Origin of the sequence: Serratia sp. BNK-4 (assembly GCF_048685115.1) — a bacterium.
Classification (GTDB): Bacteria; Pseudomonadota; Gammaproteobacteria; order Enterobacterales; family Enterobacteriaceae; genus Serratia; species Serratia bockelmannii.
On the sequence record NZ_JBLQTM010000001.1, the window covers coordinates 1,608,335 to 1,629,954 of the forward strand.

General features: G+C 57.4%; 24 protein-coding genes. 12 read left to right on the top strand and 12 right to left on the bottom strand.

The annotated features are described in order from the left end of the window. The first annotated feature begins 7 nt into the window (after positions 1-7). Positions 8-1,075 carry a rhodanese-related sulfurtransferase gene (locus ACMGGW_RS07725; protein WP_025302399.1) on the top strand — a complete coding sequence of 356 codons (1,068 nt, stop codon included), beginning with the start codon at positions 8-10 and terminating at the stop codon, positions 1,073-1,075. A gap of 47 nt (positions 1,076-1,122) precedes the next feature. On the opposite strand, the gene ACMGGW_RS07730 is transcribed toward ACMGGW_RS07725, so the two are convergent. Then, positions 1,123-1,701 carry a YceI family protein gene (locus ACMGGW_RS07730; protein ID WP_016928208.1) on the bottom strand — a complete coding sequence of 193 codons (579 nt, stop codon included), beginning with the start codon at positions 1,699-1,701 and terminating at the stop codon, positions 1,123-1,125. A 23-nt stretch (positions 1,702-1,724) separates the two neighbouring features. Beyond that, positions 1,725-2,279, bottom strand: coding sequence for a cytochrome b (locus ACMGGW_RS07735; protein ID WP_004927830.1), 555 nt, complete (start codon positions 2,277-2,279; stop codon positions 1,725-1,727). Positions 2,280-2,721: 442 nt separating this feature from the next. On the opposite strand from ACMGGW_RS07735, the gene ACMGGW_RS07740 reads away from it, so the two are divergent. Further along, positions 2,722-3,780 (top strand): AI-2E family transporter, encoded by a 1,059-nt coding sequence (locus ACMGGW_RS07740; RefSeq protein ID WP_197758958.1) that lies wholly within the window; start codon positions 2,722-2,724, stop codon positions 3,778-3,780. Here ACMGGW_RS07740 and ACMGGW_RS07745 read toward each other — a convergent pair. The 8 genes from ACMGGW_RS07745 to pyrC all read right to left on the bottom strand — a co-directional run bounded on the left by ACMGGW_RS07745 (position 3,728) and on the right by pyrC (position 9,300). Further along, positions 3,728-4,660, bottom strand: coding sequence for a zinc-dependent alcohol dehydrogenase family protein (locus ACMGGW_RS07745; RefSeq protein WP_420279305.1), 933 nt, complete (start codon positions 4,658-4,660; stop codon positions 3,728-3,730). The two genes, ACMGGW_RS07740 and ACMGGW_RS07745, sit on opposite strands and share 53 nt — an antisense overlap. Before the next feature lie 75 nt (positions 4,661-4,735). Next, complete coding sequence (locus ACMGGW_RS07750) at positions 4,736-4,852, bottom strand: DUF2770 family protein (protein ID WP_004927822.1); 117 nt, start codon at positions 4,850-4,852, stop codon at positions 4,736-4,738. A gap of 122 nt (positions 4,853-4,974) precedes the next feature. Next, entirely contained in the window at positions 4,975-5,601 is a 627-nt protein-coding gene (locus ACMGGW_RS07755) for a LuxR C-terminal-related transcriptional regulator (protein ID WP_025302402.1), read from the bottom strand. A 216-nt stretch (positions 5,602-5,817) separates the two neighbouring features. Next, complete coding sequence (solA, locus tag ACMGGW_RS07760) at positions 5,818-6,933, bottom strand: N-methyl-L-tryptophan oxidase (RefSeq protein WP_049208444.1); 1,116 nt, start codon at positions 6,931-6,933, stop codon at positions 5,818-5,820. A gap of 140 nt (positions 6,934-7,073) precedes the next feature. Further along, on the bottom strand, positions 7,074-7,328 hold the full coding sequence (gene bssS, locus ACMGGW_RS07765) for a biofilm formation regulator BssS (protein ID WP_004927812.1): 255 nt from the start codon (positions 7,326-7,328) through the stop codon (positions 7,074-7,076). 201 nt (positions 7,329-7,529) lie between these two features. Then, positions 7,530-7,808 carry a hypothetical protein gene (locus ACMGGW_RS07770; protein WP_004927809.1) on the bottom strand — a complete coding sequence of 93 codons (279 nt, stop codon included), beginning with the start codon at positions 7,806-7,808 and terminating at the stop codon, positions 7,530-7,532. Between the two features lie 130 nt (positions 7,809-7,938). Beyond that, positions 7,939-8,178 carry a DNA damage-inducible protein I gene (gene dinI, locus ACMGGW_RS07775; RefSeq protein ID WP_043141722.1) on the bottom strand — a complete coding sequence of 80 codons (240 nt, stop codon included), beginning with the start codon at positions 8,176-8,178 and terminating at the stop codon, positions 7,939-7,941. Between the two features lie 75 nt (positions 8,179-8,253). After that, entirely contained in the window at positions 8,254-9,300 is a 1,047-nt protein-coding gene (gene pyrC / locus ACMGGW_RS07780; RefSeq protein ID WP_043141719.1) for a dihydroorotase, read from the bottom strand. A gap of 213 nt (positions 9,301-9,513) precedes the next feature. Here pyrC and ACMGGW_RS07785 point away from each other — a divergent pair, with 213 nt between their 5' ends. Beyond that, complete coding sequence (locus ACMGGW_RS07785) at positions 9,514-9,801, top strand: putative quinol monooxygenase (protein ID WP_025302406.1); 288 nt, start codon at positions 9,514-9,516, stop codon at positions 9,799-9,801. A 60-nt stretch (positions 9,802-9,861) separates the two neighbouring features. On the opposite strand, the gene rne is transcribed toward ACMGGW_RS07785, so the two are convergent. After that, positions 9,862-13,242 carry a ribonuclease E gene (gene rne / locus ACMGGW_RS07790; protein ID WP_049295374.1) on the bottom strand — a complete coding sequence of 1,127 codons (3,381 nt, stop codon included), beginning with the start codon at positions 13,240-13,242 and terminating at the stop codon, positions 9,862-9,864. A 552-nt stretch (positions 13,243-13,794) separates the two neighbouring features. Here rne and rluC point away from each other — a divergent pair. Continuing rightward, positions 13,795-14,754 (top strand): 23S rRNA pseudouridine(955/2504/2580) synthase RluC, encoded by a 960-nt coding sequence (gene rluC, locus ACMGGW_RS07795; RefSeq protein ID WP_043141713.1) that lies wholly within the window; start codon positions 13,795-13,797, stop codon positions 14,752-14,754. Positions 14,755-14,760: 6 nt separating this feature from the next. Here the strand turns inward: rluC and ACMGGW_RS07800 are convergent, their stop codons facing one another. After that, positions 14,761-15,342: a Maf family protein gene (locus ACMGGW_RS07800; RefSeq protein ID WP_050505169.1), complete on the bottom strand. Its 582-nt coding sequence runs from the start codon at positions 15,340-15,342 to the stop codon at positions 14,761-14,763. A 141-nt stretch (positions 15,343-15,483) separates the two neighbouring features. Here ACMGGW_RS07800 and yceD point away from each other — a divergent pair, with 141 nt between their 5' ends. The 8 genes from yceD (at position 15,484) to fabF (ending at position 21,604) form a co-directional block, all read left to right on the top strand. Further along, entirely contained in the window at positions 15,484-16,005 is a 522-nt protein-coding gene (gene yceD / locus ACMGGW_RS07805; RefSeq protein ID WP_004927780.1) for a 23S rRNA accumulation protein YceD, read from the top strand. A 16-nt stretch (positions 16,006-16,021) separates the two neighbouring features. After that, positions 16,022-16,189 carry a 50S ribosomal protein L32 gene (rpmF, locus tag ACMGGW_RS07810; RefSeq protein ID WP_004927778.1) on the top strand — a complete coding sequence of 56 codons (168 nt, stop codon included), beginning with the start codon at positions 16,022-16,024 and terminating at the stop codon, positions 16,187-16,189. An 11-nt stretch (positions 16,190-16,200) separates the two neighbouring features. Beyond that, positions 16,201-17,235, top strand: a complete 1,035-nt coding sequence (gene plsX / locus ACMGGW_RS07815) for a phosphate acyltransferase PlsX (protein ID WP_197832181.1) — start codon at positions 16,201-16,203, stop codon at positions 17,233-17,235. 6 nt (positions 17,236-17,241) lie between these two features. Beyond that, complete coding sequence (locus ACMGGW_RS07820; RefSeq protein ID WP_043141705.1) at positions 17,242-18,195, top strand: beta-ketoacyl-ACP synthase III; 954 nt, start codon at positions 17,242-17,244, stop codon at positions 18,193-18,195. An 18-nt stretch (positions 18,196-18,213) separates the two neighbouring features. Next, positions 18,214-19,143 carry an ACP S-malonyltransferase gene (gene fabD, locus ACMGGW_RS07825; RefSeq protein ID WP_197832180.1) on the top strand — a complete coding sequence of 310 codons (930 nt, stop codon included), beginning with the start codon at positions 18,214-18,216 and terminating at the stop codon, positions 19,141-19,143. 11 nt (positions 19,144-19,154) lie between these two features. Then, the gene (gene fabG / locus ACMGGW_RS07830) at positions 19,155-19,889 is read left to right on the top strand and encodes a 3-oxoacyl-ACP reductase FabG (protein ID WP_016928193.1); all 735 of its coding nucleotides are present in this window, start codon (positions 19,155-19,157) and stop codon (positions 19,887-19,889) included. Positions 19,890-20,043: 154 nt separating this feature from the next. Beyond that, on the top strand, positions 20,044-20,280 hold the full coding sequence (acpP, locus tag ACMGGW_RS07835; RefSeq protein WP_004719003.1) for an acyl carrier protein: 237 nt from the start codon (positions 20,044-20,046) through the stop codon (positions 20,278-20,280). An 82-nt stretch (positions 20,281-20,362) separates the two neighbouring features. Further along, positions 20,363-21,604 carry a beta-ketoacyl-ACP synthase II gene (fabF, locus tag ACMGGW_RS07840; protein ID WP_025302412.1) on the top strand — a complete coding sequence of 414 codons (1,242 nt, stop codon included), beginning with the start codon at positions 20,363-20,365 and terminating at the stop codon, positions 21,602-21,604. The last annotated feature ends 16 nt before the right edge of the window (positions 21,605-21,620 follow it).

The window sequence follows — 21,620 nt, forward strand, 5'->3', positions numbered from 1 at the left end:
GTACACCATGCCAGTGTTACATAACCGAATTTCTAATGAGGAACTGAAGGCGCGCATGCTGGCGGAAACCGAGCCGCGCACCACAGTTTCTTTTTACAAATACTTCTCTATCGACGATCCTAAAGCGTTTCGCGACAGCCTGTACGTTCAGTTTGAGAAACTGAAGGTGTTTGGCCGCATCTATGTGGCCAAAGAGGGCATCAACGCGCAGATCAGCGTACCGCAGCATCACTTCGACGCGTTCAAAGCCGCGCTGTTCGCCTCGCACCCGGCGCTGGATCAGGTACGCCTGAATATTGCGCTCGAAGACGATGGCAAATCCTTCTGGGTACTACGCCTCAAGGTGCGTGAGCGCATCGTGGCCGACGGCATCGATGACGAGAGCTTCGACCCAAGCAACGTCGGCGAGTATCTGCAGGCCGATCGCGTCAATCAGATGATAGACGATCCGAATACGGTATTCGTCGATATGCGCAACCACTATGAGTACGAAGTCGGCCATTTCGAAAACGCCATTGAGGTGCCGTCGGATACCTTCCGCGATCAGCTGCCGATGGCGGTGGAGATGCTGCAGGACAGTAAAGACAAGAATATTGTCATGTATTGCACCGGCGGCATTCGCTGTGAAAAAGCCAGCGCCTATATGCTGCACAAAGGCTTTAAAAACATCTACCACGTGGAAGGCGGGATTATCGAGTACACCCGCAAAGCGAAAGAACAGGGGTTGCCGCTGAAGTTTATCGGCAAAAACTTCGTGTTCGATGAGCGTATGGGTGAGCGCATCTCCGACGATGTGATCGCCAACTGCCACCAGTGTGGAGCGCCGTGCGACACCCATACCAACTGCAAGAACGACGGTTGCCATCTGCTGTTCATTCAGTGCCCGAGCTGCGCCGCCAAATTTGAAGGGTGCTGTAGCGAGATTTGCCGCGAAGAGCTGAAGCTGCCGCGCGAAGAGCAACGCGCGCGCCGTGCCGGCCGTGAAAACGGCGTCAAGATCTTCAATAAGTCAAAAGGCTTGTTGCAGACTACGATGCACATTCCGGCACCGGAAGAAGAAGGCCCAGCCCGCTGAGCCTGAGGAAATGAGAAGCCCGGCCGCCAACCCGGGCTTTTTTTTATTTATTTCTCGCGTACGCCTTCTACGGAGATGATCAGCTCAACGTCTTGCGACGCCGGGCCCAGATCGGTGGTGATGCCGAAATCTTTCAGCTTGATCTTACCGTTGGCCTCAAAGCCGGCGCGGTAGCCGCCCCACGGATCGTTGCCCTGGCCAATCAGTTTGGCGTCCAGCGTAACGGGCTTGGTCACGCCGTTCAGCGTCAGGTTGCCGACCACCGCATAACCGTCGCCGCTTTTCTTCACTTCGGTGGATTCAAACTTGGCTTGCTTGTTCTTCTCCACGTTGAGGAACTCGGCGCTGCGCAGGTGCTTGTCGCGCTCGGCGTGGTTGGTGTCGACGCTGGCGGTATTGATGGTCACGTTGACCTTGTCCTTGGACGGATCTTTTTCGTCGAAGGTGAAGCCGCCATCGAAGTCTTTAAAGCTGCCATACAGCCAGCTGTAGCCCAGGTGCTGGATGCGGAACTCGATAAAGGCGTGCTGGCCCTGTTTGTCGATCTTGTAGTCCGCCGCCAGTGCGGAACCGGCGCTCAGCAGCAGGGCGCCTGCGGTCAGGCCCAATACGGTCTTTTTCAACATAGCAATCTCCATAAATCCAAAGGTTAATCGGCGCTGCTACCCAGCATCCGTTTCAAAGTGACATCACGATCGATAAAGTGATGTTTAAGCGCGGCCAGCCCGTGCAGTACCGAAAGCACTACCACGGCCCAGGCCAGGTAAAGGTGTATGGCGCCGGCGGTGTCGGCCTGTTCCGCCATGCCGGTGACGGTGGCGGGCACGTCGAACCAGCCGAATACGCTGATCGGTTGGCCGTCGGCGGTCGAGATCAGATAGCCGCTGATCAGAATGCCGAACAGCACGGCATACAGCGCCAGATGCGCGAGAATAGCGCTGACGCGAGTGAGGCGACCATAGCTGGCCAGCGGCTTGGGTGGCGGCGAGACAAAGCGCCAGATCACGCGGATCACCATCACGATGAACAGCAGCGTGCCGATGCTTTTGTGGATCTCCGGCGCCTGATGGTACCAGACGTCGTAATAGCCCAGCGTAACCATCCACAGACCGAGTGCGAACATGCCGTACACCGTCAGCGCCACCAGCCAGTGGATTAACACTGACACATGGCCGAAACGATCGGCGGTATTTTTCCAGAGCATCCTGTTTCCTTCGATTACCGATTGGCTGGCTGCAATAATTAAACTTTAGGAAACATAAAATCAATAATAAATTTAACTATGTTACTTCTTAGAAATATTAGTCAGTGAATTTGTTTGAGATGTTCGGGCTTCATCAGATAAATCGTTGAAGATGATATTATTTCCCTCATGGGGCGGTCGTGCTAGTTGTTGAAAATTAGGCTTATTATCTATTAATGTCAGCTTTTGTCATTTTACGTAAATCGTCCATGAGTTGCTCGGTGGAATTATTTGTTGGCAAACGTTATGCCTATTTCTTGCGGCAAAGAGCAGGGCGGAAAGATTAATTTTTTCGAACGGTTAGGCGAAATCCTCTGCGGCGTGACGGTGGACTTTGCTACCATTAGCGCCAAGAGTCGGCTCTTGGTGGCCGGTTAACCCAGTGAAATAACAAGGAAACGTCATGGGCCGAACCCGTGTGACCGACAGTAGCCTGCGTCTGGCCGTCCTGCTGGCGATGTTGGTGATCATTTTGGCCGGGGTGAAAGCCGCCGCCGACATCGTGGTGCCGTTTTTGCTGGCGGTGTTCCTCGCCATGGTGCTGAACCCGCTGGTGGCGATGCTGGAACGCCGACGAGTGCCGCGTATCGTCGGGGTGACGCTGCTGGTGACGGCGGTGATCGTGGTCGTGATGCTGTTTATCGGCATGCTGGGTGCTTCGCTGAACGAGTTCGCCCGCTCGCTGCCCCAGTACCGCGGCATGATGATCGAGAAGCTGCGCGAGCTGCAGCATTACGCCGATCGCTTCAATATCAGTCTCTCCAGCGAAGCGATGCTGCAGTATGTCGATCCCAGCGCGGCGATGAATCTGGTCACCCGCATGCTGGGGCACCTGTCTGGCGCCATGACCAATGTCTTCCTGCTGCTGATGACCGTGGTGTTTATGCTGTTCGAAGTGCAGCTGCTGCCGTATAAGCTGCAGCAGGCGCTGGATAAGCCGAACGAGGGGCTCGCCGCGGTGCGGCGGGCGCTGGACGGCGTGACGCGTTATCTGGTGATTAAAACCATCATCAGCCTGGCCACCGGGGTGATCGTCTGGATCTTCCTGGCGGCGGTCGGCGTGCGTTTTGCCTTTATCTGGGCGCTGCTGGCGTTTCTGCTTAACTACATACCCAACATTGGCTCGGTATTGGCCGCCATTCCGCCGCTGATTCAGGCGCTGTTGTTCAACGGATTGGGTGATGCGCTGGTGGTGGCGGGTGGCTTTATCGCTGTCAACATGGTGATCGGCAATATCCTCGAGCCGCGCGTGATGGGGCGCGGGCTGGGGCTGTCGACGCTGGTGGTGTTCCTGTCGCTGATCTTCTGGGGCTGGCTGCTCGGCCCGGTAGGCATGCTGCTGTCGGTGCCGCTGACGATCGTGGCGCGCATCGCGCTGGAGACTACCGAAGGCGGCTATCGGCTGGCGGTTATCCTGGGGGACGGTCGCCCGCCGCGCCAGCCTCCGGCGGCGCCGGAGTGAGGAATATTTTGCCATTCACGCCGGGCTGGGCGGCGTGGTACAGCGCCGCTGCGTACTGACGCAAAGGATAAATCGCGGCGGGTGGGCGCAGCGCCAGCTGGCCGCGTCGCAACAGCTGGAATAACTGATAAAACGCCGTCTGCCATTGCGCCGGTGCCGCCTGTGCGTTCCATTTGCGCAAGTGGAACAGCGAAGCCCGCAGCTTTAACTCGTCCACCACGCGCCGCCAGTCTACCTGGCGGCCGCTAAGCAGGCCCAGCGCCACAAAATCGCCGCCGGTGCGGACCGCCCGCGCCAACTGCAATCCGTCTTCGCCGCCGATGCAGTCGATGGCCGCACGGGCGCCAAAATTCGTCATTTCCACCAGCTGCGGTGCTTCGATAACGCGACAGGCGCCGGCGGCCAGTAACGCCTGGCGATGAGCGGTGTTGCGCACCACGACCGCCAGACGAATGCCGCGCAGCGCCGTCATCTGCGCCAACAGCAGGCTAACGGCGGAACCGCCGCCGTTGAGCAGCAGTAAGTCGCCGGCGTTGAGCGGCAGCCATTGCGTCAACAGCACCCAACAGGTGAGCGGGTTGATATAGATTTGCGCTGCGCAGGCGTCGTCGATGTCGTCCGGCACCCAGATCACCCGATCTTCAGGCAGCGTGACGAACGTTTGCCAACTGCCGTTACCCGCTACCGCCAGCGCGCGGCGGCCCGTTGAATGCCCATTCTGCGGGTTGACGACGACGCCCACGCCTTCATATCCCGGCACCTGAGGAAGGGCGATGCGGTGCGCGTATTGGCCGTGGATCGGGATCAGATCGGAAGGGTTGATCGGGGCATAGCGCATCTGCAATAACCGCTGTCCGGGGCGCAGCAGCGGTCTGCTCATCTGCTGCAATTCTAGCACCTGGGCGGGATCGCCGAAGCGGTTGAAGCTCAATCGGGGAAATAACGGCGGCATGGATTACATGACGAAGAAGAAATAGACATCCAACGCCAGCAGCACTAGCCACAGACACAGGTACAGCACCAGGTGCTCACGCACGTTGTTGACGATAGCCGCCAGTATTCGGTTTAACATTTCAGCTGCCTGAAGAAAGGGACCTTTGATTATAGTCCTTTTCTCGGCGTCTTTTACAGCGCGCCGCGCGTGAGTGCGGGAAGAGAGGCGATAAAAAAGCCTGCGTTATCGCAGGCTTGAGGTTACACGGCCAGCAGCGCCAGCGGCGTCGAATTTGTTGGCGTGCTCGGCGGGTAGAAATAGCGCAGCACGTTATACAGCGAGTAGAACTCCAGCCGGTTGCGCGCGTTGATCTTCTCCGTGATGTGACGCTTGTGCACGTACACCGTATGCGAGCTGATTTGCAGCTTTTTCGCGATGCGGTAGTTGGGCATCTCCGCCATCCAATATTTCATCACCGTCAGTTCCTGCGGACTGAACAAGGAACGCTCTTCGCCGTCATCGGCCAGTGCCAGCGGATTTTCGCGCAGCGTGCGTAAAGTGAGTGGCAGAATGCTTTTATTGAACAGAAAGGCGTTATCGGCGATGCGCATTGGCGTTTCGCTGTAAGGGTAAGGCGTATCGAGATAGATAAACAGCAAGGCAGACTGGCTGGCTTCCATAAACGCCAGCAGCTGCGCGTCTGCTTCGTTATAACGGCACTGGTTGCTGAGGTTCACCAGAATGTGGCTCGGCTGAAAGCTGGCCAACAGCGGCGTAGCGTATTCAATGCTGTGGCAGCACTTGATCGTCGTAATCCCACTATCAGCAAAGTAGCTGGCTATACCGACCCGGGTGAAGCAGCATTCGTCCACGACAAGTAGTTTCATGGTGACGTCCTTGTTGAAAGCCGATGGAGCATATCTTCTGTAAAATAGGACTTACACTGCAAGTGTTCAATTCGGAAATTCAAATGCTGAATATAAGAAATTTCCGTTATCAGGATTTTTACTTGGTATTTAAAAGAGTTAGCAGGTTAATAAATTGTAACCGCTAAATTTCTCTGTCCAGGGCACGACGGCAACCTGGACAGAGAAATCCTTCGCTTAGCTAAATCGTTTCAGACCAAAGCTGGAGACGTCGACCGGCGGCGCTTTGTCCTGCGCGAACAGCGCGGCAATCTCACCCAACGCGCTGGCGAACTTGAAGCCGTGGCCGCTCAATCCGCTGATGACCATCAGGCGATCGCAATCCGGCAGCGTATCGATAATAAAGTCTTCGTCGGGGCTCATATCATAACTGCAGGCTTCGCCGTGTAAACATACGCCTACACCCGGTAAAAATTGCCGCAGGAAGGAGAAAACTTCCGTGCCGTCGCTGGCGTAGCTGCCGAAGGGTTTGCGCTGCTCGGGGGCATCCATCGGCTGGCCGCCGTCGTGCTTGCCTACTTTCAGGCCGTCGTTATCCGCCGGGAAACCGTAATAGTGCGTGCCGTCTTGCGCTTCGACGGTAAAGGCCGGGAAACGATTGTTCACGCTGTAGCGGCCATCTGCCTGATGCCAGGAGAAGACTTTGCGCAGTGGCGCGACGGGTAACTGCGGCAACAGCGCTTTGACCCAGGTACCGGCGGTGATCACCGCTTTTCGCGCCGTGAAACGCCCTTCGCCGGTGATGACCTCAACGCCGCCCTCGATAGGCTCCACCGCGCTGACCGGGCAGTTGAACAACTGGCTGCAGCCGGCTTCTTTTGCCAGCTTGATCAGAGTGGCTATCGCCAGCTCAGCATGCAGGAAGCCGGCGTCGGGCTCGAACACGCCGACATAACCTTCCGGGGCCCGGAATTCCGGCCAGCGTTGAGCGATCTGTTCGGCGCTGAGGGTTTGCGCGTTCAGGCGGAATGTTTGCGCGCTCTGCTGAGCATTGCGAATGAAGTCGGAGTGCTGCGGCCCCAAATTGAGGACGCCGCACGACTGGAACAGTTCCTCGCCGGATTGTTGAATCAGCGCATTCCACAACGCCTGGGCGCGCAGCACCAGCGGCACGTACTTTTCACCTTCGCCGTAAGCGTGACGGATGATGCGGGTATCGCCGTGATGGCTGCCGGTGCGGTGCGGGGGAATGGCGCTGTCGATCATCAGCACTTTCAAGCCGGCCCGCGTGGCGTAATAGCCTGCCGCTGCGCCGACGGAACCGCTGCCCACCACAATCAAATCATATTCCACGTACCCACCCTCTCTGATAGCGATTTCTTATCGCCCCATGATAAAAGGTTGGCGGGCGCAATGCACTGATTGAACGATGAAAGGCAAAGAAAAAGGCGCCGGGAATGGTCACGGCGCCTTAGAGGTTAGGAGACGATAAATCAATGTTTTCTGCGATCAAGATCCTGGTAATCCGTAGCTTCAATCTTGGCGATGCCGGCTTCTAAGATATTGATTAATTGACGGGCGACATCTGTAGTCAGCCAAAGCGTTCGGTCTACTTGGGCTTCTTCGGGCGTTTGGTCTAGTGAAGACAGGTAATGAAGGCGTATCATCATGGCGTCGTAAACGTCGACAGTACTGATATCCCAACCGACAAGCGGGTGCGTCTGAATTACTTCATCATTTCTGTCCATAAAGACCCCTTATTGAGTAGTAACTACCGTGAGTGACTAACGAGGATCAATGCGGCTCATCATCATGAGAGCAATTACAGTATACGCATCCGCTTTCATCGGTGGAGGGGGTTGTCACCGAAATTTGCAAAATAAATATTTATTTGAACAATTATTCTACAAATTTGCAGGTGCAGCAGTGGACGAGTCAAGCGCAGCGCGTTATTCCGCGTCGGCAGGTGGCGATGCACCATGCAGACATTTTTCCAGCTCTTCGGCCAAATGGGCGAAATGCTTTTGCGTTTCGGCATCACGATTCTGGCTGTGCGATTCCAGCTTCAGGCTGTGGATCAGCCGTTGGTTGGCTTTGTCATCCAGGCTGAAGGCCAGATAAGAGAAAGCTACTTCCAGTACGTTCAAGCGCCTTTTCTGATCGGCAATCAGCGCCAGCAGTTCGCCAAACGTCATTGCGTCTTCGGATTTCACCTTGTCCGGGGCCATGCTTACTCCTTTGCGTTAAATACAGCGCTGAGGCAGATTTTGTTTCAGAGTAAGGGTAAGCGATGAATGGGCAGGGCGCCAGAAACAAAAAAGCCGGAGAGCGACCCCCGGCAAAAACAGCATTGCAGTGTTATTCTGCGCTAAACCATTCGTCCGCGCTTTCCCAGGTTTCCTGAAGGATTTCCTCGATCAGATCCCGATCGGTTTTGGCGCCCCCCAGCACGGAGAGCCCGTTGGCGCCGGCATAACGTACATGAACGACGGCGTCTGGAAACTGGCGATTGACCCGTTTGCCCAGTTCACCGGTCAGCGCCTCAATGGCGCCCGACGGCAGCGGCCGGGTTTTATCTAGAGTGACTTCAACACGCATAATTGCCCCCGAAGCGATTTACTGTTTATTTATACAGTTAACCGAGTGCGAGGGCAAGAGGGCGATGCAAAAATATCAGTCTTTCAGCGACCAGTTCAGGGTTTCACCCGCCAGGAAGGGGATCACGGATTCATTGCCGAGGGTAATCTCTTCCGGCTGGGTGGTTGGCACGCGCTGCAGTTCGATGAAGTCTTCGTTGAGCGGCAGGCCATAGAAGCGTGGGCCGTTGAGCGAGCAGAAAGCCTCGAAGTGCTCCAGTGCGCCGAGCTGTTCGAAGACCGCTGCGTAAGCCGGGATGGCATTCGGCGCATTGAAGCAGCCGGCACAGCCGCAGCTGGACTCTTTGCGATGCTTGAGGTGCGGCGCGGAGTCGGTGCCGAGGAAGAAACGGTCCGAGCCGCTGGCAACCGCCTGACGCAGCGCTTCCTGATGGACGTTGCGCTTGAGGATCGGTAGGCAGAACAGGTGTGGGCGAATGCCGCCGACCAGCATGTGGTTGCGGTTGAACATCAGGTGTTGCGGCGTGATGGTGGCGCCGAGGAAACGGTTGCCTGCCTGCACGTACTGTGCCGCTTCTTTGGTGGTGATGTGCTCGAAGACGATTTTCAGTTCCGGGAAGTGACGGCGGATAGGCTCCATCACCTGTTCGATAAAGCGCGCCTCGCGGTCGAAGATATCCACGGCAGGATCGGTCACTTCGCCGTGGATAAGCAAAGGCATGCCGATTTTTTGCATTTGCTCGAACAGTGGGTAAATGCCGGTCACGTCGCTGACGCCGTGGCTGGAGTTGGTGGTGGCGTTGGCCGGATACAGCTTGGCGGCGGTAAACACCCCTTGCTCGAAACCGCTGACCAGTTCACTGGCCGCCAGAGAGTTGGTCAGGTAACAGGTCATCAGCGGAGTGAAGTTGTGACCCTGCGGCACCGCCGCCAGAATGCGATCGCGGTAGGCGCGTGCGGCGGCCACGGTCGTCACGGGCGGAACCAGGTTCGGCATCACGATCGCCCGGCCAAATACCTGGCTGGTATAGGGCACCACCGTTTTCAGCATCTCATCGTCACGCAGGTGGATATGCCAGTCGTCTGGGCGGCGGATTTTCAGAACTTGAGGTTGTGCGGTCATCTAGCTAGGCTCCGGCGGTCAAATACGTCTAATGAAAAGCGAATAATGGGTTTATTCACGCCGGGGTGTAAGGATAAGCGGAAAGTGCCGCAGATGCATCTGTTTGTTGGCGACAAGTTGAAATCAACGGCGCAGCAGGCGCATAGTGACAAGGATTTCAACGATGCCGACGCCAATACCGTCGACTTTCATCAAGTGGAAAGGGAGAAAACAATGGAAGTACGCGTTATCGCCACCCTGCAAGCGAAAGCGGGATTTGAGGCCGCAGTCAGTGAAGCGGTGCACGACATTCTCGAGCCGAGCCGCCAGGAGCTGGGCAACCTGCAATATGATTTGCATCGCGATCTGGAAAAGCCGGGCACCTTCGTGTTCTTTGAGCGTTGGGCCAGCAGCGAAGCGCTGGATAAGCATAATGAGACGGCGCATTTTCAGCAGTTCGTCAGTCGACTTGACGGCAAGTTGGATGTTCTGGACATCAAGAAACTGAAAAAGATCGCCTGAGCTTTTTACAGGCAAGAAAAAACCCGCCGATGGCGGGTTTTTTTAGGGTTGCAGATTAACTTATTCGTTAACCGGCTGCGGCTTTGTGGCAGGCGCGGTGGCCTGGCTCACTGCCGAGTGACCACCGGCTGAACCTTTGCCTTCAAAGTTGAAGGAAGGGCGCTGCCAGTTGCTGTGCTTGCGTTCTTCCGGCACGTAGGCTGGCGCAGGCGCTTTAGTCATCGGCGCAGTGGCGATGTGTTTGTACAGCGCGTCCTGCACGGCTTTCACCGGCGCCGGCTGCTGCGCAACTGCAGGTGCAGGTTCTGCGGCGATTGGCGCTGGGGCTTTTTCGACCGGAGCAACTTCCACGGAGGCTGCCGCAGGTGCGGCTTCTACCACTGGCGTTTCTTCCGCTGGCGTGGCTTCTACCACCGGTGCAACTTCGACCACAGGCTCGTCTTCCGTTGGCACAGGTTCAACCACTGGCTCTACAGCTATGGTTTCAGCTACCGGCTCGGCTTCCACTGCAGGGGCAGTCTCTTCCACTTTCGGCTGTTCAACTGCAACAGTTGCCGGGGCGGTTTCCACCGGCGCCGGGATTTCCTCGGCCGGAGTGGCTACAACCGGTGCTACGACTGCAGCTTCTCCCGTTACGGTAACGCTAGCAGTTTCAACGGCGGCTTCGGGTGCCGGTCCGTTGACGCTGGCCGCGGTCTGAGTGTCTTCCACGGTAACGCTGTGCTGTTCAACCGCTGCGGCGACAACCGGCGCCTGCTCTACGGCTTCGGTTTGCACTTCGGCTTCTTCAACCTGAGCGACCGGGTAGCTTACCCATACTTTGCCTGATGCCATTTCCGGCGAAGCGAACGCGCCCGCCAACGGCATTGGGGATTGCAGCGGGTAACGCTCATCGCGGTAACGACGGCGACGCTGGCCGCTGACGCGCAGGTGACGCGGTGAACGACGGGAACGACGCGGCATGCCTTCGCCGTTGCCGCGGCTTTCGCCCTGGGCATCGTCTTCCTGCTGTGCGGCAACGGTTTCCGGCAACAGCTTGACGCTATCGTCGGCGGTCGGCTGCGCGTCTTCGGCTTTCGCTACCGGCGCTTTCGGCGCCAACAGCTCTTCCGCTGCACGCTGCAGCTCTTCTTCCGCAGACAGGATACGCACTTTCTGCGACAGAGGGCGGCGCTGACGGCGCTGCATGTTCTGCTGCTGGCGCTCTTCCTGCTCTTCGTCGGTACTCTCGACTGCGTCAACGCTTTCCAGCGCTTTCACTTCCTGCTGAGCCTGACGTTTCTCTTCCTGACGACGACGCTGGCGTTCAGCACGCTGCTCACGGCGTTGCTGCTGATCTTCGCGCGGCGCTTTAGCACCTTCTTCCGAAGCGGTTTCCTCCGCTACCGGCGTGTTCTGCTGCTGGTTGCGGCGGTTACGGCGCTGTTCATCGCGGGATTCACGCGATTCACGGCCTTCACGGTTCTCACGCGGTTCACGGTTATCGCGCTCGCGATTGTCACGGCCTTCACCGCGCTCTTTACGCTCGCCGCGTTCCGGGCGATCGCCACGGTCGCTACGCTCACCGCGCTCTTTACGGCCGGTGCCTTGACGGCGCTGACCGCGACGATCCTGACGACGGTTCTCACCGTTGCCTTCCGCCTTCGGCGTTTCGGCCGGTTTGGCTTCTTCGACGGCAGGTTGTTCTTCACCGGCGAACAAGTTCTTCAGACCACCGAACAGGCGGCCCAGGAAGCCCGGTTTAGCGGCGGCCGGCGCTGCGGCTTTAGTCTTGGCGGCTGCAGCGACAGGTTTGGCAACGGCGACGGGTTCTTCAGCCGGCGGCGGCACATCGGCGGACAGGGAGAAGGAAGCCAGGGCCGGTTGCTCCGGACGCTTGCGTTCCATCGGCGCATCTTCCAGCGGACGCTCCATGTCTTCTTCGTGCAGTTTCGGCAGCAGGTAGCTGAGGGTAGAGGTTTCCTCGCCCTTGCGCACGCGCAGCACCGAGTAGTGCGGGGTTTGCATTTCATCGTTCGGCACGATGACGGCTTTCACGCCACCCTGACGTTTTTCGATCGCGCTGACGGATTCGCGCTTTTCGTTCAGCAGGTACGAAGCGACCTGAACCGGCACGATAGCGTGAACTTCTTTGGTGTTTTCCTTCAGCGCTTCTTCTTCGATCAGGCGCAGGATGGACAGCGCCAGCGATTCGTTGTCGCGGATGGTACCGGTGCCGTTACAGCGTGGGCACACGTGGTGGCTGGACTCACCCAGCGACGGGCTGAGGCGCTGGCGTGACATTTCCAGCAGGCCGAAGCGGGAGATGCGGCCGATTTGGATGCGCGCGCGGTCTTGACGCACGGCGTCGCGCAAGCGGTTTTCCACTTCGCGCTGGTGGCGTACCGGCGTCATGTCGATGAAGTCGATGACGATCAGGCCGCCGAGGTCGCGCAGGCGCAGCTGGCGAGCGATCTCGTCCGCCGCTTCCAGGTTGGTGTTGAACGCCGTCTCTTCGATATCGCCGCCGCGGGTTGCGCGTGCGGAGTTGATGTCGATGGCGGTCAGCGCTTCGGTACTGTCGATGACGATCGAGCCGCCGGACGGCAGGCGCACTTCGCGCTGGAAGGCGGATTCGATCTGCGATTCGATCTGATAGTGGCTGAACAGAGGAATTTCACCGCTGTACAGTTTGATTTTGCTGCTGAAATCCGGGCGGCCCAGCGCAGCGATGTGCTCTTTGGCCAGATCGAGAATTTTCGGGTTGTCGATCAGGATTTCGCCGATGTCCGGGCGCAGGTAATCGCGGAAGGCACGCACGATAACGTTGCTTTCCTGGTGGATCAGGAACGGTGCAGGGCGGCCTTCGGCGGCTTTTTTAATCGCTTCCCAGTGCTTCAGACGGAAGGAGAGATCCCACTGCAGCGCGTCGGCGGATTTGCCTACGCCCGCGGTGCGAACGATCAGGCCCATGCCGTCTGGCAGTTGCAGCGAAGAGAGCGCTTCTTTCAGCTCGGTACGATCGTCACCCTCGATGCGGCGAGAAATACCGCCGGCGCGCGGGTTGTTCGGCATCAGCACCAGATAGCTGCCCGCCAGGCTGATGAAGGTGGTCAAGGCGGCGCCTTTGTTGCCACGTTCTTCTTTGTCTACCTGAACGATGACTTCCTGGCCTTCGCGCAGCACATCTTTGATGTTCGGGCGGCCATGGGAAGAGTAATTGCTAGGGAAGTATTCGCGGGCGATTTCTTTAAGAGGGAGGAAACCATGTCGTTCTGCGCCGTAGTCCACGAACGCTGCTTCAAGACTTGGTTCAATGCGGGTGATTTTGCCTTTGTAAATATTCGCTTTTTTCTGCTCATGACCCGGACTTTCGATATCCAAATCATACAGCCGCTGTCCATCTACGAGGGCAACACGCAACTCTTCCTGCTGAGTTGCGTTAATCAACATTCTTTTCATCTTAACTTACTCGTTATTTTTACATTATCGACAAAGCTGCGGGCAAAATAACCTCATGGCCGGAGTTAAACCGAAAGCCCCGTGTCTTCTCGCAAAGCCGTCAACCTCACGGTTGTCGCCTGCATAGGGGCGCATTATCTCGGTAAGCCTGCTTTTCTTTGTGAAAGACAGCACTTTTACTAGGGGAATAGCCTCTGATTTACGTCGACAGATCTGATTCCATTTGCCGGCCAAGCTGCAACCCGCAGCCCGCTAATTGTTTGATTTCGCATTACGTCTTACGCCATTGCTGCGTTTTTGCGCAATCAGACAAATTTTATAATTCCACCGTTTTCCCTGTTTAACGAGAATCAACGCGGAAAGTGACTGCATTATTCCACTGCTGATGCCGTTATAGCAAGGTGACTTTTCCTTAACTGCGGAAGAAATCGCAAACGTTCAAATCGGCTTGCTGCCTTATTGTCCGCTGGGGTTTCGCCCGCCGTCAGAGAGACAGTTAAGCACAGAAAAAGATGTGGCGCTATTCACGCGCTCTATTTAGAATCCCGCACCATGAAAACGAACAATCCAGCAGTACAATTCATCACGATTTCCGACGACGAAGCCGGTCAGAGAATCGACAACTTTCTGCTCGCTCGCCTGAAAGGCGTGCCGAAGAGCATGATTTATCGCATCGTGCGTAAAGGCGAGGTGCGGGTTAACAAAGGGCGCATCAAGGTCGAATACAAATTGGCGGCCGGCGACGTGGTGCGCGTACCACCGGTGCGCGTAGCCGAGCGCGAAGAGGCGCCGGTGTCGGCGAAGCTGGATAAAGTGGCCGCATTGGCAGACTGCATCCTGTATGAAGACGACCACCTGCTGATCCTCAACAAACCTTCCGGCACCGCGGTGCACGGCGGCAGCGGCCTGAGCTTCGGCGTGATTGAAGGGCTGCGCGCGCTGCGCCCGGAAGCCCGCTTCCTGGAGCTGGTGCATCGCCTGGATCGCGACACCTCCGGCGTGCTGCTGGTCGCCAAGAAGCGTTCGGCGCTGCGTTCGCTGCATGAACAGCTGCGGTTGAAAGGCATGCAGAAAGATTATCTGGCGCTGGTGCGCGGCCAATGGCAGTCCCACTGCAAGGCCGTACAGGCGCCGCTGCTGAAAAACATTCTGCAAAGCGGCGAACGTATCGTGCGCGTCAACAGCGAAGGCAAGCCTTCGGAAACCCGCTTCAAGGTGGAGGAGCGCTACGAATTCGCCACCCTGGTGAAGGCCAGCCCGATAACCGGGCGTACTCACCAGATCCGCGTGCACACGCTGCATGCCGGGCATCCGATCGCTTTTGACGATCGCTATGGCGACCGCGAGTTCGATCGTCAGCTGGCGGGTACCGGCCTGAAGCGGCTGTTCCTGCACGCTGCGGCGCTGCGCTTCGAGCATCCGTCCACCGGCGAAACGATGCGCATCGAAGCGCCGATGGATGAAGAACTGCGTCACTGCCTGCAGGTGCTGCGCCAGCAGGCGACCAAATAATCCGTGTCAGACCAGCGGGTTGATGCCTTCAGCCCGCAACATCTCCAACAGCGCGATCAACGGCAGGCCGATCAGGGTGTTCGGGTCCCGGCCTTCCAGCCTGTCGAACAGCGCGATCCCCAATCCCTCGCTCTTGAAACTGCCCGCGCAGTTCAGCGGTTGCTCCAGACGTACATAGGCGGCGATCTCCGCTTCGCTCAGCGCGCGAAAATGCACGTGGAACGGCTCGCACAGGGCCTGCAGTTGCTTGCTGCGGCCGTTGTACAGCGCCAGGCCGGTATAAAAGGTCACGGCCTGGCCGCTTGCCTGGCGCAGCTGCGCGCGGGCGTTTTCCTCGGTATGGGGCTTGCCGGTGATGTTGCCATCGATCACGCAGACCTGATCGGAACCGATGATCAGATGCTCGGGGTAGGCGAGGGCCAGCGCCTGAGCCTTCGCTGCCGCCAGGCGCAGCACCAGCGCTTCGGCGCTTTCGCCCGGCAATGGGGTTTCATCCACCTGCGGCGCGGCGCAGTCGAACGGCAGCTGCAGCTTCTCCAGCAGCATTTTTCGATAGGGGGAGGTGGAGGCTAAAAGCAATCTCTGCATAATTTTTTTCGCAAACCGTAGCGTAAATAGGTACGGCATTTTAAACTGTCGGCCGCTGTGGAAGCGAATATTGGTGAAAGGAGCCGTTTTACGGCCTTTTTCTTTGACTCTATGTCGTTACAAAGTTAATATGCGCGCCCTATGCAAAAGGTAAAATTACCCTTGACCATTGATGCGGTACGTACCGCTCAGAAACGCCTGGACTATGCTGGTGTCTATGCGCCTGAGCAGGTTACTCGTGTTGCCGACTCCGTGGTCAGTGTGGACAGTGATGTTGAGGTGTCGTTGTCGTTTAATATCGACAATCAACGCCTCGCGGTGATAACAGGGCATGCGGACGTCACGGTAACGTTGATGTGCCAACGCTGTGGAGTCCCGTTCGAACATCAGGTTCACACAACATATTGTTTTAGCCCGGTCGTCAATGATGAGCAGGCTGAGGCATTACCGGAAGCGTACGAACCGATCGAAGTTGACGAGTTTGGCGAAGTCGATCTGTTGGCAATGATTGAAGACGAAATTATTCTTTCACTGCCTGTCGTTCCGGTACATGAATCTGAACACTGTGAAGTGTCCGAAGCGGACATGGTATTTGGCCAACTGCCTCCCGAGGCGGAGAAACCGAATCCGTTTGCCGTATTAGCCAGTTTAAAGCGTAAGTAATTGAGGAGTAAGGTCCATGGCCGTACAACAGAATAAACCAACCCGTTCCAAGCGTGGCATGCGTCGTTCGCACGATGCTCTGACCACGACTACTCTGTCTGTAGACAAAGTATCCGGTGAAACTCACCGTCGTCACCACATCACTGCCGACGGTTTCTACCGCGGTCGCAAGGTTATCGGCTAAGTAGCGATACCTTGACTCGTCTAACCCTGGCGTTAGATGCAATGGGCGGGGACTTCGGTCCCTGCGTCACAGTGCCTGCTTCGTTGCAGGCACTGGCCTCTAATTTACAGCTTCATCTCCTGCTGGTCGGCAATCCCGACGCTATCTCCCCTTTGCTTGCCCATGCCGATCCGGTTCTTCTGGAGCGTCTGCAAGTCGTGCCCGCCGAGTCTGTGATCGCCGGCGACGCAAAACCTTCACAAGCGATACGCGCCAGCCGCGGCACGTCGATGCGCATTGCGCTCGAACAGCTCAGCATCGGCAACGCGCAGGGCTGCGTCAGCGCCGGCAATACCGGCGCGCTGATGGGATTGGCGAAGCTGTTGGTCAAGCCGTTGGAGGGCATTGAGCGCCCGGCGCTGATGACGGCGATCCCGAACCAGCAGCGCAGCAAAACCGTGGTGCTGGATCTGGGCGCCAACGTCGAGTGCGACAGCACCATGCTGGTGCAGTTTGCCGTGATGGGCGCGGTGATGGCGGAAGAGGTGATCGGCATTGCGCAACCGCGGGTGGCGCTGCTGAATATTGGCGAAGAAGAGACCAAAGGCCTGGATAATATCCGCGAAGCGGCCGCTGTGCTAAAAAATACTCCGGCAATCAACTATATTGGTTACCTGGAAGGAAACGAACTGCTCACCGGCAAGACCGACGTGTTGGTCTGCGATGGCTTCGTGGGCAACGTCACCCTGAAAACCATGGAAGGGGTGGTCAGGGTATTCTTATCGCTGCTGAAATCGTCCGGCGACGGAAACAAGCAAGCGTGGTGGCTGAAATTGTTGGGCCGTTGGTTGCAAAAACGGGTGGTTAAGCGGTTCGGCCACCTGAACCCCGACCAGTATAATGGCGCATGTCTGTTAGGATTGCGCAGCACCGTAGTCAAGAGCCACGGCGCTGCGAACCCTCACGCGTTTGCAGTCGCAATCGAACAGGCTGTGCAGGCGGTGCAGCGGCAAGTCCCGGAAAGGATTGCTGCGCGCCTTGAGGCTGTATTACCTAAGAGTGACTGATCGTACATGTATACAAAGATTCTCGGTACGGGGAGTTATTTGCCCGTACAAGTGCGCACCAATGCTGATTTGGAAAAAATGGTGGATACCTCTGACGAATGGATCGTCACGCGTACCGGTATCCGCGAACGTCGCATCGCCGCTGCGGATGAAACCGTCGCGACGATGAGCTTCCAGGCCGCTGAGAAAGCGCTGGAAATGGCAGGTGTGGCTAAAGAAGACATTGGGCTTATCGTCGTGGCGACCACCACCACGACTCACGCATTCCCGAGCGCGGCGTGCCTGGTGCAGCAAATGCTGGGCATCAAAGACTGCGCGGCGTTCGATCTGGCTGCGGCCTGCGCCGGCTTTACTTATGCGCTCAGCGTGGCCGATCAGTACGTGAAAAACGGCGCGGTCAAACATGCGCTGGTTATCGGCGCGGACGTCTTGTCGCGCACGCTGGATCCTGAAGATCGCGGCACCATCATTCTGTTTGGCGATGGCGCGGGTGCGGTGGTGCTGGGGGCGTCTGAAGCGCCGGGCATTCTGTCTACCCATCTGCATGCCGACGGCAGCTACGGCAGCCTGCTGACGCTGCCGTACAAGGATCGTCAGAATCAAGACAAGCCGGCCTATGTCACCATGGCGGGCAACGAAGTCTTCAAGGTTGCGGTTACCGAACTGGCGCGCATCGTCGACGAGACGCTGCAGGCCAACAACATGGACCGTAGCGAGCTGGATTGGCTGGTGCCGCACCAGGCCAACCTGCGCATCATCAGCGCAACGGCGAAAAAGCTGGGCATGGGGATGGACAAAGTGGTGGTGACGCTCGATCGTCACGGCAACACGTCTGCCGCCTCGGTGCCTTCCGCACTGGACGAAGCGGTGCGTGACGGGCGAATTCAGCGTGGCCAACTGGTGCTGCTGGAAGCCTTTGGCGGCGGCTTTACCTGGGGCTCGGCGCTGGTTCGTTTCTGATTTGGACAGGAAGAAAAAATGACGCAATTTGCTTTTGTTTTCCCGGGCCAGGGGTCGCAGACCGTTGGCATGCTGGCCGAGTTGGCCGCACAGTTCCCGATCGTCGAAGAAACCTTTGGCGAGGCTTCTTCCGCCCTGGGTTACGACCTGTGGCAGCTGGTGCAGCAAGGCCCGGTGGAAGAACTGAACAAAACCTGGCAGACCCAACCGGCTCTGCTGGCTGCCTCGGTGGCGATTTTCCGCGTTTGGCAGCAGCAGGGCGGTAAAGCGCCTGCGCTGATGGCGGGTCACAGCCTGGGCGAATACTCGGCGCTGGTCTGCGCCGGCGTGCTGGACTTCAAGGCGGCGATCCGTCTGGTCGAGCTGCGCGGCAAGCTGATGCAGGAAGCAGTGCCGGAAGGTACCGGCGCGATGTACGCCATCATCGGTCTGGACAACGACGCGATCGCTAAGGCGTGCGAAGAATCCGCGCAGGGGCAGGTGGTTTCTCCGGTCAACTTCAACTCGCCGGGCCAGGTGGTCATCGCCGGCAACAAAGAAGCGGTTGAACGCGCAGGCGCCGCCTGTAAAGCTGCCGGCGCCAAACGTGCGCTGCCGCTGCCGGTGAGCGTGCCTTCGCACTGTGCGCTGATGAAGCCGGCCGCCGACAAGCTGGCCGTGGCGCTGCAGGACATCACCTTCAACGCGCCGCAGGTGCCGGTGGTGAACAACGTCGACGTGCGCACCGAAAACGATCCGGAAGCGATCCGCAGCGCGCTGGTGCGTCAGCTGTACAGCCCGGTGCGTTGGACCGAAAGCGTAGGGTTTATCGCAGCACAGGGAGTGACGTCGCTGCTGGAAGTGGGGCCGGGCAAAGTGCTGACCGGTCTGACTAAACGTATTGTTGACACCCTGACGGCTGCGGCGGTGAACGACACCGCCAGCCTGTCGGCGGCGCTTGAACAATAAAGAGGAAAATGATGAGCTTCGAAGGTAAAATCGTTCTGGTCACCGGCGCAAGCCGCGGTATTGGCCGAGCTATTGCAGAAACGTTTGTGGCACGCGGCGCCAAAGTGATCGGTACCGCGACCAGCGAGAGCGGCGCTGAAGCGATCAGCAGCTACCTGGGTGCAAACGGCAAAGGGTTTATGTTGAACGTTGTTGATGCGCAATCTATCGACAGCGTGCTGGCATCGATTCGCGCCGAATTTGGCGAAATCGACATTTTAGTGAATAATGCCGGCATTACGCGTGATAACCTGCTGATGCGTATGAAGGATGACGAGTGGGAGGATATCCTCGACACCAACCTGACTTCCGTATTCCGCCTGTCAAAAGCGGTAATGCGCGCTATGATGAAAAAGCGGTTTGGCCGTATCATCACCATCGGTTCCGTCGTCGGCACCATGGGGAACGCAGGGCAGGCGAACTACGCGGCGGCTAAAGCCGGCCTGATTGGTTTTAGCAAATCTTTGGCACGTGAAGTTGCTTCACGTGGCATTACGGTCAACGTCGTGGCACCTGGCTTTATTGAGACGGACATGACACGGGCGTTGACAGATGATCAACGCGCAGGCATTTTGTCATCAGTTCCAGCCAACCGGCTGGGCGATGCTAAAGAAATCGCCAGCGCTGTTGCATTTTTGGCCTCTGATGAGGCCGGCTACATCACCGGTGAAACGTTACATGTCAATGGCGGCATGTACATGATTTAAAAAATGTGAAAACCATTTGCGTTATTTGAGGCAAAAACCGCAAAATAGCGTAAAATCGTGGTTTGACCAGCCGGGATTTAGTTGCATCTTTTTCAGCATTTTATACACTACGAAAACCATCGCGAAAGCGAGTTTTGATAGGAAATTTAAGAGTATGAGCACTATCGAAGAACGCGTTAAGAAAATCATTGTTGAGCAACTGGGTGTTAAACAGGAAGAAGTTTTGAACAACGCTTCTTTCGTTGAAGATCTGGGCGCTGATTCTCTTGACACCGTTGAGCTGGTAATGGCACTGGAAGAAGAATTCGACACCGAGATTCCAGACGAAGAAGCTGAGAAGATCACTACTGTTCAGGCAGCTATTGATTTCATCAACGCCAGCCAGCAGTAAGAGAACATATCTAGGCGGTCGTTCGACCGCCTAAGTTTTTTCTATCCCTAGTGTCATATTTTTCCCTCCCTGGAGGACAAACGTGTCTAAGCGTCGAGTAGTTGTGACCGGACTGGGCATGTTGTCTCCTGTCGGCAATACGGTAGAGTCCACGTGGAACGCTCTTCTTGCCGGTCAGAGTGGCATCAGCCTGATCGACCATTTCGATACCACTGCCTATGCGACCAAGTTTGCTGGCCTGGTAAAGAATTTTAATTCTGAGGATTTCATCTCCCGCAAAGATGCGCGCAAGATGGATGCCTTTATCCAGTACGGTATCGCTGCCGGCATGCAAGCCATGCAGGATGCAGGTCTGGACATCACCGAGGCTAACGCCAGCCGTATTGGAGCCGCGATCGGTTCCGGCATCGGCGGCCTGGGTTTGATCGAAGAAAACCACAGTTCACTGGTTAACGGTGGCCCACGGAAAATCAGTCCGTTCTTCGTGCCCTCCACCATCGTGAATATGATTGCAGGCCACCTGACAATCATGTACGGCATGCGTGGCCCAAGCATTTCCATCGCCACCGCCTGTACTTCAGGTGTGCACAACATCGGCCATGCAGCGCGTATCATTGCTTACAATGATGCTGACGTGATGCTGGCCGGTGGGGCAGAGAAAGCCAGCACCCCATTGGGCGTCGGCGGCTTTGGCGCAGCGCGCGCCCTGTCCACCCGTAATGACAACCCGCAGGCGGCGAGCCGTCCGTGGGATAAAGACCGCGACGGCTTCGTGCTGGGCGACGGCGCCGGCATGATGGTGCTGGAAGAGTACGAACACGCGAAAAAACGCGGCGCGAAAATCTATGCCGAAGTGGTTGGCTTTGGGATGAGCAGCGATGCTTATCACATGACGTCACCACCGGAAAACGGCGCAGGCGCTGCGCTGGCGATGGAAAATGCCCTGCTTGACGCCGGTGTGACCCCGTCACAAATCGGTTACATCAACGCGCACGGCACCTCTACGCCGGCGGGCGACCAGGCGGAAGCGCAGGCGGTGAAATCCGTCTTCGGCGCTGATGCCCAGCGCGTGCTGGTGAGCTCGACCAAATCGATGACCGGCCACCTGTTGGGTGCGGCGGGCGCGATCGAGTCCATCTTCACCGTGCTGGCGCTGCGCGATCAGGCGGTACCGCCAACCATCAACCTGGATAACCCGGATGAAGGTTGCGATCTGGACTTCGTGCCTCACGAAGCGCGCCAGGTCAGCGATATGGAGTTCACCCTGTGCAACTCCTTCGGCTTCGGCGGCACCAATGGCTCGCTGATCTTCCGCCGAGTGTAACTCGCGCGGTTGTTCG